This window comes from Chengkuizengella marina, assembly GCF_009910845.1.
Lineage (GTDB): Bacteria > Bacillota > Bacilli > Paenibacillales > KCTC-33759 > Chengkuizengella > Chengkuizengella marina.
This window is the reverse complement of sequence record NZ_SIJB01000030.1, coordinates 128,677-142,401: the sequence shown is the minus strand read 5'-3', so window position 1 is coordinate 142,401 and position 13,725 is coordinate 128,677. Positions and strand designations below refer to the sequence as shown.

12 protein-coding genes are annotated in these 13,725 nt (G+C 32.5%); all 12 read right to left on the bottom strand.

Features of this window, described 5'->3' with window-relative positions; all coding sequences use genetic code 11:
* Positions 1–141: 141 nt before the first annotated feature.
* Positions 142–1,185, bottom strand: a complete 1,044-nt coding sequence (gene aroF, locus ERL59_RS15285; protein WP_160647095.1) for a 3-deoxy-7-phosphoheptulonate synthase — start codon at positions 1,183–1,185, stop codon at positions 142–144.
* Positions 1,186–1,345: 160 nt separating this feature from the next.
* Positions 1,346–2,296 (bottom strand): 4-hydroxy-3-methylbut-2-enyl diphosphate reductase, encoded by a 951-nt coding sequence (locus tag ERL59_RS15280; RefSeq protein WP_160647094.1) that lies wholly within the window; start codon positions 2,294–2,296, stop codon positions 1,346–1,348.
* 54 nt (positions 2,297–2,350) lie between these two features.
* Positions 2,351–3,829, bottom strand: coding sequence for a sensor histidine kinase (locus ERL59_RS15275; RefSeq protein WP_160647093.1), 1,479 nt, complete (start codon positions 3,827–3,829; stop codon positions 2,351–2,353).
* A 44-nt stretch (positions 3,830–3,873) separates the two neighbouring features.
* Complete coding sequence (locus ERL59_RS15270; RefSeq protein WP_160647092.1) at positions 3,874–4,554, bottom strand: response regulator transcription factor; 681 nt, start codon at positions 4,552–4,554, stop codon at positions 3,874–3,876.
* Between the two features lie 148 nt (positions 4,555–4,702).
* Positions 4,703–6,187: a S1C family serine protease gene (locus ERL59_RS15265; protein WP_160647091.1), complete on the bottom strand. Its 1,485-nt coding sequence runs from the start codon at positions 6,185–6,187 to the stop codon at positions 4,703–4,705.
* Positions 6,188–6,378: 191 nt separating this feature from the next.
* The gene (locus ERL59_RS15260; RefSeq protein ID WP_160647090.1) at positions 6,379–6,786 is read right to left on the bottom strand and encodes a YugN family protein; all 408 of its coding nucleotides are present in this window, start codon (positions 6,784–6,786) and stop codon (positions 6,379–6,381) included.
* 146 nt (positions 6,787–6,932) lie between these two features.
* Positions 6,933–7,079 carry a hypothetical protein gene (locus ERL59_RS15255; RefSeq protein ID WP_160647089.1) on the bottom strand — a complete coding sequence of 49 codons (147 nt, stop codon included), beginning with the start codon at positions 7,077–7,079 and terminating at the stop codon, positions 6,933–6,935.
* A gap of 103 nt (positions 7,080–7,182) precedes the next feature.
* Positions 7,183–7,908 (bottom strand): 3D domain-containing protein, encoded by a 726-nt coding sequence (locus tag ERL59_RS15250; protein ID WP_235929916.1) that lies wholly within the window; start codon positions 7,906–7,908, stop codon positions 7,183–7,185.
* A 182-nt stretch (positions 7,909–8,090) separates the two neighbouring features.
* On the bottom strand, positions 8,091–10,034 hold the full coding sequence (gene thrS, locus ERL59_RS15245) for a threonine--tRNA ligase (RefSeq protein ID WP_160647088.1): 1,944 nt from the start codon (positions 10,032–10,034) through the stop codon (positions 8,091–8,093).
* Positions 10,035–10,399: 365 nt separating this feature from the next.
* On the bottom strand, positions 10,400–11,290 hold the full coding sequence (gene ytxC, locus ERL59_RS15240; RefSeq protein ID WP_160647087.1) for a putative sporulation protein YtxC: 891 nt from the start codon (positions 11,288–11,290) through the stop codon (positions 10,400–10,402).
* Between the two features lie 188 nt (positions 11,291–11,478).
* Positions 11,479–12,609: a cyclic dehypoxanthinyl futalosine synthase gene (mqnC, locus tag ERL59_RS15235; protein WP_160647086.1), complete on the bottom strand. Its 1,131-nt coding sequence runs from the start codon at positions 12,607–12,609 to the stop codon at positions 11,479–11,481.
* 91 nt (positions 12,610–12,700) lie between these two features.
* Positions 12,701–13,597, bottom strand: a complete 897-nt coding sequence (locus tag ERL59_RS15230) for a TetR/AcrR family transcriptional regulator (protein ID WP_160647085.1) — start codon at positions 13,595–13,597, stop codon at positions 12,701–12,703.
* Positions 13,598–13,725: the final 128 nt, after the last annotated feature.

Sequence of the window (13,725 nt, the reverse complement as noted above, 5' to 3'; positions counted from 1 at the left end):
ATATAGATTGATTATTTTAAGCATCAATGAAAATCCCCTTCAAGTTCATTTATTCCTTCATCTAAAAAGAGTATAGGATTTTTAAATGTCTCTTATAGGGGATAGGTCCTGTTACTATTTTATTTCAGGTAAAGTCTAGTTTTATTTTAATACAGGTTCTTTTATGATATCAAATTTTTTGCCCAATAACGGAGCTAACTTTTCGATATCTTGCAAAAGAGAAGTAAATTGATCTGGGAACAATGATTGTACCCCATCACCTGTCATTGAGTTATCAGGATCTGTATGCATCTCCACAATCAGCCCATTTGCACCTGCAGCAACAGAAGCTTTGGACATTGTTTCAACTAACTCCCTACGTCCTGTACCATGACTTGGATCAGAAATTACCGGTAAATGACTTAATTGTTGGAGTACTGGAATAGCCGTTAGATCAAGTGTATTTCTTGTGTAAGTTTCAAACGTACGAATTCCTCTTTCACATAACATAACATTTGGATTTCCACCTGCTAATATATATTCAGCCGCATTTAAAAGCTCATCATAAGTAGCAGAAAATCCTCTTTTTAATAAAACAGGTGTATCAATTTCTCCTAATTTGCGCAACAAATCAAAATTTTGCATATTACGTGTACCGATCTGTAAAATATCAGCATGTTCTGCTATTACATCTACATATTCTGGAGTCATAACTTCTGTAATCGTTAAAAGACCGTGTTTTCTTCCTGCTTCAGCCATCATTTCAAGTCCCTCTACTCCAACCCCTTGGAAACTATAAGGACCTGTTCTTGGTTTGAAGGCACCTCCACGCAATACTTGACCACCAGCCGCTTTAACAATCGCTGCAATTTCATCCATTTGCTCAGCAGATTCAACTGCACATGGCCCTCCCATGATTACTAAGTTATCTCCTCCAATTTTAACACCTTTAATATCTATGATTGTATCATTCGGTTGGAAATCACGACTTGCAAGTTTATATGATTTTGTAATTTTTATAACATCTTCAACATCTTTCATTTGACGAATCTGTTCTGCTAATATTGGATCTGCTTTTCCCACAATTCCAATGACCGTACGATCCGTTCCTTTTGATATATGTGTTTTTACTCCTTGTGTTTCAATGTGTCCTACGATTTCTGACAATCGATCTTCGCTTATTGCATTTGATGTAATTACGATCATGTTTCTCCACTCCCAATTTTTTATATTTCAAATCAAAAATTTTTATATACTTTTCATTTAAATATGCTAATACGCTTCAACGCTTATACGCTTTTAAGTATTAAAGTTAATATATATCATTTTCCCTCTTTAGTCAAGGTACTTGTAAAAAATGGTTGATTTACTTTGATGATTTTATTTTTGCACGAGGCAATAGTTTATCTTTATTGATGGTGCGATGAATGCCTTTTGTATTCTCATCATTTGGATCATATTGTTCCAAGTATTCTATCACTTCTTTTGTAATCAACGTTGGAGTTGAGGCACCTGAAGTGACTGCTACATTTCTAACGTGTTTCAACCATTCTTGTTTTAATTCTGATACATCTGCTATTCTGTATGCTTTTACTCCAGATATTTCTTCAGAAACTTGAGCAAGACGATTCGAATTATTACTTCGTGGGTCACCCACAACGATTAATAAATCAGCGTCTCTGGCCTGATTGGCTACTGCTTCTTGCCTTACTTGAGTAGCCAGGCAAATTTCATTATGGATTTCGGCTGTTGGATATTTTTCAATTAAACGATTAATAATATGTCGAATATCCCATTGACTCATCGTAGTTTGATTTGTGATAATAATACGCTCCGTATTTACATTTAACTTATCAATTTCGCCTTCTTTTTCTATTAAAGTAACATGATCAGGAGCAATACCCATAGCACCCTCTGGTTCAGGATGTCCCTTTTTTCCAATGTATATGACTTGATAACCTTCTGCCGCTTTCTCTCGAATTAAATCATGTGTTCTTGTTACATCTGGACAAGTAGCATCTACAACCGTTAAGCCTTTTTCCCTCGTTTTTTTGCGAACTTCTGGTGAAACACCATGAGCGGTAAAAATCACTGTTCCCTTATCCACTTTTTCTAATATTTCTAGGCGATTTTCCCCATCTAAGGTAATCACACCCTCTTCTTGAAAAGCATCTGTAACATGTTTATTATGAACAATCATACCTAATATATAAATAGGCCTTGGTAAATCTAAGTTTTTAGCTGTTTGCATAGCAAGCACCATAGCATCTACTACACCATAACAATAACCCCTAGGGGAGATTTTAATAACTTCCATTTCATATCACCTCAAATAAATATAAACACATAAAACCCTATGCTCATTATAGCATTAATCATCTAGATATGATTGAACCAAAGGAATCCAAATTATAAATTTTGTACCTGACCCTAAACTCGTATATACTTCCACTGATCCGTAATGTTCGTCAATAATCCACTTTGCAATAGATAATCCTAAACCTGTTCCTGGTTTTGTCCCTCTAGATACATCAGCACGATAAAATCTTTGAAAAATATGAGGAATATCATCTTTGTTCATTCCTATTCCAGTATCTGAAATATGAATACCAACTTGGTTTTCTAGAATTTTTACTTCTAATTCAACATGGCCCTCTTCAGTATATTTAAAGGCATTTTCTATAAAAATAAACAACATCTCTTGTAAATACTCGTTATTTCCATATACTAAATTATCGTTTAGAATCTCTAAATCTCCAACTATAAAATCAACATTCTTAGGTAAGAATTGTGCTTTTCTTATGACTTGTTCTAAAACTGGTTTAATGGCAATGTTCTCTTTTTCCATTTCATAACCAGCATCAGCCCTAGCTAGAGATAATAAATCATTAACAAGATTACTCATTCTTTCTGCTTCTGAAGAAATGTCTACAACAGATTCCATCGTCAGCTTCATTTTTTCTCCATCGGATAGATGAGTATCTTTATTGGTCTGCCACATTTTTTCTAAAAATTCAATATTCCCTCTAATTGTAGTTAAAGGAGTTCTTAATTCATGAGAAGCATCCGAAACAAACCTTCTTTGCAAACGATACGCATCTTCCAATTCTGCATAAATAACCTGAATACGTGATAACATACCGTTAATAGTATGAATTAATCGCCCTATTTCATCATTAGGCCCTTCATACAAGATTCGGTTATCTAAATCTGTACTTTTTTCAATTTGATTAGCAGCTAATATAACATTTTCAATGGGCTTTAATGTTTTCCGAGCCATAAATAATCCTATAGTAGCAGCAATTCCAATTAAAACTACACCAGATATCGTATAAATCCACTGAAACATATTTAAATAAGAATAAATATCATCAATTACTGTAGCGATTAGCAAAATACCAATGACTTCATTCTGTTGTACGATTGGTTTGTAAAGTGTTAATAAAGAGACATTATTAATCTTCGTTGTTTTAATGATTTGGGCTCCATCTTTTACAGCCTCAAATGTTTCCTCATCTAATGGAATTTCATTATCAAATAGAGCAAAGCTCTTATCCTCTACAACTCCTTTTCTGTTCACAACTTGCAATAAATACGAAGAGGATGTCAAAAAGTTGAGATTAGGCAGTTCATACTGAATGACAGGTGTTCCATCAGGAGCTAAATAAAATGTTCTTTCTAAGTTAATTAACATTTCATTATATACTTCATCACCTTGACTTATTAAATTATCTTCTTCTGAGTTAAATAAATTGGTTGCTAGAACTAAATACAACACGATGCCAAGCACAATGATCATCACGGCTAGAATTCCTGTATACCACATTGTTAAACGTAAACGAATAGACATTAAGTTTCACCTCAACTAAGCACCATAAAAAAGCTCTGTATGACCTATCTTAGGACATAACCCGCCCCTCTTTTTGTGTGAATGATTCTTTTTTCTCCATTTTCTTCTGTTTTCTGTCTCAGTAACGCAATGTATACCTCAATTACATTTGATTCTCCACTATAATCATAACCCCATATTTTATCCATGATGACATCACGAGAGAGCACTTTATTAGGATTGCTTAAAAATAAATGCAACAACTCAAATTCTTTCGTTGTTAACTCTATAGATATTCCATTTCGAAATACTTCCCTAGTGTCTAAATCAAGAATGATATCTTCATATTGAAGTTGTTGTTTATCTTCTTCAACAACACCTTGGTTTCTACGAAGTAAAGCTCTAACTCTTGCCAAAAGTTCTTCTAAAGCAAACGGCTTTACTAAATAATCATCCGCTCCTGTATCTAAGCCTTTCACTCGATCACTGACATCGTCTTTAGCAGTTAACATAAGGATGGGCATTTGACTTCCACCCTCTCGAATTCTTCTGCATACCTCCCAGCCATCCATTACAGGCATCATAATGTCCAAAATTAAAAGATCAGGCTCTTCATCTCTTAAAATCATTAAACCATCATTTACGTGATTGGCCGTTTGTATCATATAACCTTCAAATGCAAGGTTTCTTTTTAACATAGATGTGATTTTTTCATCATCATCAATTATTAAAATTTTTTTCCTCATTCGTACTCTCCTTTTTTACCAAAATGAACTTTTACAAATTTTCCTTTAAAAAAGAAAGTAGAGTTAGCCTTACACCACTATCACTCTACTTTCTTACAAGTTTAACATTCATTATTCATTTTTTATATGATTACAAGACGTCCATTCATCACTTTGCATTTTTATCTCCGATAGTAACTGCTGTCTCGTAAGTCTTACCTTCTCTTATAACCGTTAAATTGACTGACTCACCAATATTCATTTCCTTTACTTTATTAATGAGATCATTTGCATTGTTAATTGGCTCACCATTTAATTCAATAATCACATCATTTGGCTTAATACCTGCACGAGAAGCTGGACTAGGTCTTTCAACTTGAGTGATCAAAACACCATCTTTGTCTTTTAAATTTAATGCTTGCTGTACTTCATCATCTATATCGTATAACCCAACCCCGATATACGGTTTAGGGATGGATACATTATTTTTCAAATTATCTAATACTTCATCTATGGTACTTGTCGGTATAGCAAAGCCAATTCCTTGAGCATCTGTACTTACCGCAGTATTAATTCCAATAACCTCTCCATTAAGATTAATCAAAGGTCCTCCAGAATTTCCTGGGTTAATAGATGCATCTGTTTGAAGTAAATGTTCATAGGTTCTTGTTCCTTGTGAATCAGGAATTGAGATCTCTCTTTCATTTGCACTAAGAACACCTACACTCACAGAATGATCAAATCCTACTGGATTCCCAATTGCCGTTACCCAATCCCCTACTCTTAGTTGATCAGAGTCACCTATTTCTAAGGTTGGAAAGGATTCACTTCCTTCTATTTTTAAAACTGCAAGATCCAAATCATAAGATGAACCTAATAATTCAGCTTCAAATTTATTTTCATATCCTTCAAGCTCTACATATATCTCATCTGCTCCTGATACTACATGTTCATTGGTTAAAATGTATCCCTCTTGGTCAAAAATAAAACCTGACCCTAATCCAGAAGCCTGCGGTCCATTTGGTGTTGAATTATAATCATCTCCAAAAAAGTATCTGAAAATATCATCATTGCGATTGTTACTGTTGTTCTTTGTATTATATGTTTCTATTTTCACTACTGCAGGACTAGCTTGTTCTACAATATCTGCTATATTGTCTGGTCTATTTTGAAATGTAATGGAAGCCTGGTTTTCACTACCATTTGCTGGGATTACATTTGAAGGTACAGAAGGTTGGCCAGATAGAGGTGTCTCAGATGAAAATAAATTCATTTTATCTGAGGCAAACATAAGCCCACCTACAACTACAACACCTGCCATAAATGCAGCAAACATACCTTTAAAAGAAGATCGCTTTTTCCTAGTAGAATATGTCCATTCTGATCCGTTATATTCATTATTTGGCACATCTTTTTGTTCAGCATTATAAACAGATATTTCATTTGGTTTATTAATTTCCACCTCTGTTGAGTGCCCTCTGCTAGATGAATATGATGTATATTCTGTCTCCTTTATAGGTTCAGTAGGTTTAAATGATCCGTATGAATAATATTCACTTTTTTGCTCTTGTTTATCTTGATCTTTTCTTTCTTTCGACTTATCTTCGCTGAAAAAATCACTATAATCATTTTTACCTCTATTATTATCATCCATAAGAAAACCTCCTTAAGTTGTATTAAGATTTATTTATGAATAATGACATAAATCATTATATCATTTATTGTTGTCTATATCATGCAGTATAAACATTAAATAAACCTTAAAAATAGATAAAATAGAAGTAAAAAGTCTCGGGATCAAAAAAATAATAGATTTCTTATGTATATAATCATTTTTATTGTGAATTAAATTTGAAGTTCAACTTCTTTAATAAGTTCTTCCGCTTTTAATATCCACATTTCTTCAATTTCTGCATCTTTGTCCAATGGTGTTTGAAATTGATCTAATAAAGCTCCATATGTACGGATACTAGCTTCTTGATCTAATCCTTCATTGTAGACATGTTTCAGTACGAATGGAGTGCGTATTTGAATCATCGTGGATTGATTTTCAATTTCTCCATCTAATTGTCCACTCGTCACTTGAAATGGAATACGTAACCATACCTGTGACTTATCGTCTAAAGCATGGTCGAAATAGCCATGGTCATACTCCCAATTGCTTCCAAGTGAAAATTGTAAAGGTTTTAATCCTTTATATATATTTGAAAATAAATCCTCTTTATTTTCGATTTTAGACTGAATAGGCTTCAATGTTTCCTACCTCCAAATCATTTATTGTAAAGAAAACTCATCGATTGGCAAGCTTTAAAGGCAAGACAGTATATATAAATTCTAATTTCTGAAAAAGAAAGTGATTTGCTGTATGCAAATCACTTTCTTAAAAAATAAATGAACTTTTACTCATTTGCTTCTTGATTTCTTGCATTCTGACCTGTTTTCTTAGTATTCTTAGCAGTTACTTCTTCTGCAAATTCTTCATTAAACTGCTCATTGTTTTGATTATTCTGATTCTGATTTCTTTGGTTGTTTCTATTTTTAGCCACTATGAATTCACCTCCCACCACAATACTAATCGTTGTATTCGATAGTATTATTTCACATAAAAAACATTTTATGCATATTAATTTAGTGGGTTGTGAACATTAATTAACTTCGAAAGGTATCTATTTTCTGTTGAAGAATAGCCTCGGTAATTCGTCCATTACCTTCCTCAATAATAAAAACATCTAATTTCTTTTTGCCCCATAACTTATATACGTCTTCCTTTGTGTTAAAATATAGATCAATGACATTGCCCTTGATAGCAGAACCTATATCTGCCACAATACCATAACCATAACCTGGTATATAGAGAACTGTACCTAATGGAAATAAGTTTAAATCAGCAGCAATTGTAGATACTGATTCAGGCATTCTTCTAACCTTTACACCTGAATATGTAATTCCATATTCAGGATGATCAGGCGTTTTGCCGGTTGAATCTACTCCAGCATAATATCCAGTTGCTATAACTTCTACAGCTCGATATTGCTTACGTATTTGGTTTTCACTTAAAATTGCTACCGAATTACTTAATTTCTCATTCTTTATTTTTATATTCGCATTTTGTATCTCTTTTTCACGTTTTCTTTTTGAGATTTCTTGTTTCATTTTTTTTATTTCTTCCAAAATAAAATCTTTTTGATAAGTCGATGATGTTGAGTCTAATTGTGTATTTATCACAGAAACGTTATTGTAAGAATCTTCATATTCCAATACTTCGTCACTTTCAACCTGTTGTAATTGTGGAGTAATACTTGATGTGGTTAATAATGCAATCATAGGCAAAAATAAGATAGATATCATTTTCACTCTAAAATTTTTAAAAAACATTTAACAAACCTCCCCTAGTAAAGGAGGTTTTCCAAAATGACTATGAATTATACCTTTACACTAATTAGCCAAAACGAACATTAACGTCTATAAAATTTAAAAAAATTTATAGATTGTTAAAGTGTAAAAAAGAAACAGTAATGATTGAATTCATTACTGTTTCCATAAATTGATATATCTTATCATTCATTAATCACTTTATTGTCAACTTCTTCTGTGATCTGATTCATCACCTCAGTAATGGATTTTGTACCTACATCACCTTGACCTCGAACACGAACAGACACACTCTCAGAATTTTTCTCATTTTCACCAACGACTAACATATATTTTACTTTTTCAAGCTGTGCTTCTCGAATTTTATATCCTAATTTCTCATTCCTCAAATCTGTCTCCACTCGTATTCCACCAAGCTGCAGTTTTTCTGCTACATGTTTTGCATATTCATCATAAGAATTTGAAACAGGAATTACTTTTGCTTGAACGGGAGCCAACCATGTTGGTAAATCACCAGCAAAATTCTCTAATAAAAAGGCAGTCATTCTTTCCATTGTACTGATAATTCCTCTGTGTATGACAACTGGACGATGTTTATTCCCGTCCTCAGCAATATACTCTAACTCAAACCTTTCTGGCAATAAGAAATCAATTTGAGCCGTGGACAAGGTTTCTTCCTTACCCAGTGCAGTTTTAATCTGCACATCTAATTTTGGTCCATAAAAAGCTGCTTCACCTTCAGCTTCATAAAACTCAAGTTCTAGTTCTTCAACTACTTCACGTAACATCTTTTGAGACAATTCCCACATGTTGTCATCCGGGAAATATTTTTCTTTATCTTGCGGATCACGATATGAAAGTCTAAAACGATAGTCTTTAATTCCAAAATCTTTATACACTTGTCTTATTAAATGAATCACTCTTGCAAACTCTTCTTTAATTTGATCTGGTCTACAGAAAATATGTGCATCATTTAATGTCATTGCTCTTACACGATGCAGTCCAGTTAATGCACCTGACATTTCATATCTATGCATTGTCCCTAATTCAGCGATTCGCAAAGGTAAATCTCGATAACTGCGCATATCGTCTTTAAATACCATCATGTGATGTGGACAGTTCATAGGCCTTAAAACTAATTCTTCATTATCCAGTTCCATTTTAGGAAACATATCTTCTTGGTAATGCTCCCAATGTCCTGAAGTTTTATATAAATCAACATTAGCTAATACAGGTGTATATACGTGGTTATAACCTAATCTTTCCTCCAGATCAACAATATATCTCTCAAGTGTTCTTCTTAACTTAGCACCATTTGGAAGCCATAATGGTAACCCTTGTCCTACTTCTTGAGAAAAAGTAAACATTTTAAATTCCTTGCCAAGTTTTCTGTGATCCCGCTTCTTCGCTTCCTCTAATAAGTGCAAATGTTCATCAAGATCGGCTTTTTTAGGAAATGCTGTTCCATAAATACGTTGCAACATTTTATTTTTTGAATCTCCACGCCAATATGCACCCGCAACACTTAATAATTTAAAAGCTTTAATCTTACTTGTAGATGGTAAATGAGGACCTCTGCATAAATCAAAAAACTCACCTTGATCATAGATTGTAATGACCGAATCCTCTGGTAAATCCTGAATTAATTCTAACTTCAAAGGATCATTCAGCTGAGTATATATATTTAATGCTTCTTCTCTACTTACTTCTCGTCTTGTGATCTTTAAATTCTCATTAATAATTTTTTTCATTTCTTTTTCAATTTTACTCAAATCTTCAGGAGTAATGGATTGATCTAGATCAATATCATAATAAAAACCATTTTCAATAACAGGACCTATTCCCAATTTCACATTTTTCTCACCATATATTCTTTTAATGGCTTGTGCCATTAAATGAGCTGTACTATGACGATAAACTTCCAACCCTTCCTCACTGTCCAATGTCACAATTTCAATCGCAGCATCATCATTTAAATTGAAGCTTAGATCCACTACTTTACCGTCTACTTTTCCAGCAACAGCTTTCTTCTTTAACCCTGGACTGATGGATGCAGCAATGTCTTCAATACTGATCTCTTTTTCATATGAACGACTCGCACCATCAGGAAATGTAATTTGTACTGACATATCATTCTTCCTCCGTTTTACATACTTTTTTATACATTAAAAAAACGCATTCCTCCCAAAAGGGACGAGTGCGTTTAGCTCGTGGTTCCACCCTAGTTCAATCGATAAAATATTGATCCTTCATTCTATTCTTTAACGTGAATAACTCGGTGGGAACTACTTTATTTAAAATTCATGTTCATTCTCACAGCTACAAAGTGGTAAATCAAATTTAAATTCAGGAGGAACTTACAGCCCAGGTTACCTCTCTCTGATCAGATTCGACAAAATGATTCATGTCTTTGATATTGGCTATTTATAAAATTATTAACTTTTATAATAGTATTATAGTGAAGGATATCTTTTTGTCAAGTACATTTACATTATTATTTTTGTGCTTTACGATAATTTGAAAGAATCTTCTCACACATATTACATCTTTTGCATAAAATTGTACGTTGTTCAAAAATTTGCTCTATAACATGAATGACTTGCATTTCAGGTTTTCTCGTATGGATGACAATTTTTTGTGGAGATAAAGAAACTAATTTAGTAATAATCAGATCATCAAAATTTTTATCATAAATTTCATTATTTGTATCGTCATGATCTAAACATTTCAAATCATCATCTAAAATTAAAAAATCATTTTCTCCGTCATGGATAATGTGAACAGTTGGTACTTTATACTCTTGTGTAAAAACAAATGATTTTAACAAGGACATAAATTCTTTATATTGTTGATCACTAATATACTCTTCTACGGCGTATTCAACGACATCATTAAGTTCTTGAATATAAAACTGCAATCTAAAACGAATGAAGGCATCTAAATTCAGTTGCGTATTTTTTTCAATATAATGATACAATTGCTCTTCTATTTTTTGATATTTTTTTCTAATGAAATTTGAAGAATGAGAAGATTCGTTTAAAAGGTCAGAACAATATTTATTTAACCTTGAAATTTCATTTTTATCAAATTGAGGCTGCTCCTTTTTCAAAAGCCGAAGAACAAGTATATTTTGTAAATCGTTGATTATAAAGTGTGCAAGTGATTGACTTATAGATTGATAAAGCATTGCAGCATGTTTATTTAGTTGAAATTGTGGTAAAACACCTGTACTAACAAGATTATTATCCACTTTCATAATTTTAATAATCTGTTTTTTTAGATTATTTTTTTTATGTATAAGGGTGATTTCTTTTTGTAATTTTACATAACATTGTTGTATTTCATCTTCTGAAAAATTGTCCATATTAATGGTTATTAGGTCCATATTCACACTCCTTTCACGTATATATCTGCCATCTAAAGTATATGTTTCTAATGAGGTAGATATACGAAGAAAAGAATGGGATTATTAACTGGACAAAAGTATGAACATAAAAAACCGCACCTCCAATTGTTAGATTGTTCTAACAATTGGGATGCAGTTCAATTGGACTGTTTCATTCATATTTTGTATTAGTTTTGCATAATGAAATCTTTGTCTATACTTGACCCTTCATTAAATACTTTTAAAGTTTCATAAGCTGTATTTCTTTGCGCAGGTATTTTTCCAGCCTCTCGAATTAATCTTAAAATGGTTTCAATATTCACCTTATGCGTTGTACCAGCTGCAGATACCACATTTTCTTCCATCATCGTACTTCCAAAATCATTACATCCATACTCTAATGATTTCTTTCCTATTTCTGCTCCTAATGTCACCCAAGAAGCTTGAAAATTAGGTATATTATCAATCATTAATCGGCTGATTGCTAATGTTTTTAAGTAATCTTCAGGGGTAGCTTTTTCTTGTTTATAATTCGTATTTTCAGGTTGAAAAGTCCATGTAATGTAAGCTAAAAATCCAGCTGAATTCCACTTATTATGGATGCATTCATCCTGAGCCTCTCTAACTCTCAACATGTGCAGCACTCGTTCTTCAAAAGTTTCACCAAAGCCAATAACCATAGTTGCCGTTGTATTCATCCCCACTTTATGTGCTGCTTGATGAATGTCCATCCATTCTCTCCATGATCCTTTTAAACGGCTGACTTTATTACGAATACGATCAATGAGCATTTCTGCTCCAGCACCAGGAAGAGAATCCAATCCTGCTTCATGTAATTGCTTCAACACTTCTTCATAAGGTAAACCTGACATTTCTTTCATCTTACGAATTTCAACGGTTGACAATGAATGCATATGAATATCAAATCTTTGTTTTATTTCTTTCAGTAAATTTAAATAATATTCAAAAGGAAGGTCAGGATTTACACCACCTTGCATTAAAATTTCTGTACCACCTACATCTAAGGTTTCTTGGATTTTCTGAAATATGACTTCATTAGGAAGTACATATCCTTCTTCATGACCGGGCGGTCTATAAAAGGCACAAAATTTACAATAAACGTCACAAAAATTAGTGTAATTTATATTTCTACCGATCACAAATGTAGTGATGGGATCAGGGTGAAATTGAAGCATTTTTTTATTCGCAGCTTGACCGATTTTTTCAATCTCATCAGATTCAAATAAAACAACACCGTCTTCTAATGTTAACCTTTCACCTGATAATGCTTTATTTAAAATTTGATCTATTTGACTCATAACGATCACTCCTTATCTATCAAAATATTATCACAAAAAAATAGGAGCGTCATTATTTTGAAGAATGAACCTTTTGGATATAATGGAAACTTTAAGTTAAAGATTCTAACTTTGAGTTTAACTCCTTAATATAATCGTCAAGTTTAGAAACTCCTGTATTTTCTAAAACCAACATGAGTCCTTCTAAAATGATAATTCGTGGGTTTTCTTGCTCCAATTCTTCATCCATGGCTGACAAAGAATCGTTAATTTTTTTCTTTACATTTTTATCTAAATTTAAACTCATTAATAGATTCTCTGTCTCAACTATTATTTTCTTAATTTTTTTAACTGTAGCTTTTCTAATTTCTTCTTCTATATTTATGAAATTTTCCAATAAATCTTCTGTCAGAAAAGGTTCGTTTTGAGATTTTTTAAAATGATCTACCACTTGATCTAATACAGAAATTAATAAACCTGGTAAACGTTCTATTTCAATTTTCTTTTTATCAATAATGACATAAAACATAAATTCTCTCATCATGCCTATTAATATGGTTGCACAATCATAAGCATATTGTTTTACTTCTTCCCCATAAATCTCAATAATGTGTCTTGTAACCCAGTTGATGGTTTGAGCCCTGATTTTGAACATAAACTGCTTTATTTCCTCATTAATTTGAGAAACCTGTTCTCTCATGATCATTTTTATAAATTCTTTATATTTAGACTGTTGTTCCATCTGTACCATCAATTGCCTAGTAAAAATTTCTTTTGGTGATAAATCATCTTCGTTTTCTCTAACCATTTCTACTTTTTCATACATGGGATCAAAATAATATCTCAATAGGGAGATCATCAAATTCTCTTTTGAATCAAAGTAATTGTATATAGACCCTTTGGCCATACCAAGATCATCAGCAATCTCTTTCATAGATGTTGCGTGGTACCCTTTTTGAGAAATTAATTTCATCGCAGATTCCATAATGTTCTTCCGTTTATCGCTCATAAAAAACAACCCTCAATCTAAAAATAATTTCATTTCATTATATTTCTTTCCAATTGACCTGTCACTATCTTTTTTATATAATATGTCTACATGGTCATAAAATAATTGACTGACTGTTTTTATTATAC

What these genes read in the sequence shown, in the direction of transcription:
- aroF (WP_160647095.1), bottom strand. Translation starts at nt 1,185, where the DNA reads ATGATCGTAATTACATCAAATGCAATAAGCGAAGATCGATTGTCAGAA.
- ERL59_RS15280 (WP_160647094.1), bottom strand. Translation starts at nt 2,296, where the DNA reads ATGGAAGTTATTAAAATCTCCCCTAGGGGTTATTGTTATGGTGTAGTA.
- ERL59_RS15275 (WP_160647093.1), bottom strand. Translation starts at nt 3,829, where the DNA reads ATGTCTATTCGTTTACGTTTAACAATGTGGTATACAGGAATTCTAGCC.
- ERL59_RS15270 (WP_160647092.1), bottom strand. Translation starts at nt 4,554, where the DNA reads ATGAGGAAAAAAATTTTAATAATTGATGATGATGAAAAAATCACATCT.
- ERL59_RS15265 (WP_160647091.1), bottom strand. Translation starts at nt 6,187, where the DNA reads ATGGATGATAATAATAGAGGTAAAAATGATTATAGTGATTTTTTCAGC.
- ERL59_RS15250 (WP_235929916.1), bottom strand. Translation starts at nt 7,908, where the DNA reads ATGTTTTTTAAAAATTTTAGAGTGAAAATGATATCTATCTTATTTTTG.
- thrS (WP_160647088.1), bottom strand. Translation starts at nt 10,034, where the DNA reads ATGTCAGTACAAATTACATTTCCTGATGGTGCGAGTCGTTCATATGAA.
- ytxC (WP_160647087.1), bottom strand. Translation starts at nt 11,290, where the DNA reads ATGGACCTAATAACCATTAATATGGACAATTTTTCAGAAGATGAAATA.
- mqnC (WP_160647086.1), bottom strand. Translation starts at nt 12,609, where the DNA reads ATGAGTCAAATAGATCAAATTTTAAATAAAGCATTATCAGGTGAAAGG.
- ERL59_RS15230 (WP_160647085.1), bottom strand. Translation starts at nt 13,597, where the DNA reads ATGAGCGATAAACGGAAGAACATTATGGAATCTGCGATGAAATTAATT.